1 protein-coding gene is annotated in these 1,756 nt (G+C 70.3%); it reads right to left on the minus strand.

All coding sequences use genetic code 11. The features are described 5' to 3' along the window. Nucleotides 1-1,756 (minus strand): ribonuclease E/G (locus FV230_RS28010; protein ID WP_147844687.1); only part of this gene is annotated, 1,756 nt, incomplete at both ends.

The raw sequence follows: 1,756 nt of genomic DNA on the forward strand, positions 1-1,756 counted from the left end.
AGTCGGACGAGGGCGGCGGCGCTGGCCGTCGCCCTCGTCCGACTTCTCCGAGCGCTCGGCACCGGCCTCGCGCGCATCCTCGGCCTCGTCGTCCGCATCGGCCTCGCCGAGGGCGTCCTGCGCGAGCGCCTCCTCGGCGGTCTCGTCCTCGGCCTCCTCGAAGCCGTCGTCCTCCTCGATCTCGGAGATCGGCGAGATCGCCACGGCGCGGATCCCGGTGACCGGGCCCTCGGCGCGCTGGGCCGGCTCGCCGCGATCGAGCTGGTAGGCCGTGGTGGCGCCGAGCCGCTCGTCGGCGGCGATCGTCACGCTGACGCCGAAGCGCATCTCGAGCTCGTGCAGGTGCCCGCGCTTCTGGTTGAGGATGTAGAGCGCCACCTCGGTGCGGGTGCGCAGGATCAGGTTGTGGCTCGACGCCTTGAGCAGCGCCTCCTCGATCGCCCGCAGGATGTGCAGCGCGACCGACGCGGTGGCGCGCACGAAGCCCGATCCGCCGCAATGCACGCACGGGATCGACGAGGATTCGAGCACGCCGGTGCGGATGCGCTGGCGGCTCATCTCCATCAGGCCGAAGGGCGAGATCCGCCCGACCTGGATGCGGGCGCGGTCGTTCTTCAGGCAGTCGTTGAGCTTCTTCTCGACCGCGCGGTTGTTGCGCTTCTCCTCCATGTCGATGAAGTCGATCACCACCAGGCCGGCGAGGTCGCGCAGGCGCAGCTGGCGGGCGACCTCCTCGGCCGCCTCCATGTTGGTGCGCAGCGCGGTGTCCTCGATGTCGTGCTCGCGGGTCGAGCGCCCGGAATTCACGTCGATCGAGACCAGGGCCTCGGTCGGGTTGATCACGAGGTAGCCGCCGGACTTCAGCGTCACGTGGGTCGAGAACATCGCGTCGAGCTGCTGCTCGACGCCATGCTTGGCGAAGATCGGCGTCGGGTCGCGATAGGGCTTCACCACCTTCGCCTGCTGCGGCATCAGCATCCGCATGAAGTCGCGCGCTTCCGCGTAGGCCGCCTCGCCCGAGACCAGGACCTCGTCGAGGTCCTTGTTGTAGAGGTCGCGGATCGCCCGCTTGATCAGCGAGCCCTCCTCGTAGACCAGCGCCGGCGCGGTCGAGGACAGGGTCAGCTCGCGCACGCTCTCCCACAGCCGCATCAGGTATTCGAAGTCGCGCTTGATCTCCGGCATGGTGCGCGAGGCGCCCGCCGTGCGCAGGATCACGCCCATGCCGTCGGGCACCTCCAGCGCCTGGGCGGTCTCCTTGAGGCGCTTGCGGTCGGCGGCCGAGGTGATCTTGCGGGAGATCCCGCCGCCGCGGCCGGTGTTCGGCATCAGCACCGAGTAGCGGCCGGCGAGCGACAGGTAGGTGGTGAGCGCCGCGCCCTTGGTGCCGCGCTCTTCCTTGACGACCTGCACCAGAATGATCTGGCGGCGCTTGATCACCTCCTGGATCTTGTAGTGGCGGCGGTGGCTGCGCGGGCGCTCGGGCAGCTCGCCGAGCGCGTCGCCGTTGCCGCCGACCTGCGAGATCTTCGGCTCGGCGTCGGGATCCTCGTCACCCTCGTCCTCGTCGGACTCCTCGTCGTCGCCGTCCTCGTCCTCGTCGTCCGAATCCTCGTCCTCGTCCTCGTCGTCGGATTCGTCCTCGTCGGACTCATCCTCGGACGCCGCCGGCGCCTCGGCGACGGTGAGGCTCTCGGCCACGGCGACGATCGCCTCGGGGCGCGGCGCCGCGTCGGCGGCCTCGGGAGCGGCCGCA

This window comes from Methylobacterium sp. WL6 (assembly GCF_008040095.1).
GTDB lineage: Bacteria > Pseudomonadota > Alphaproteobacteria > Rhizobiales > Beijerinckiaceae > Methylobacterium.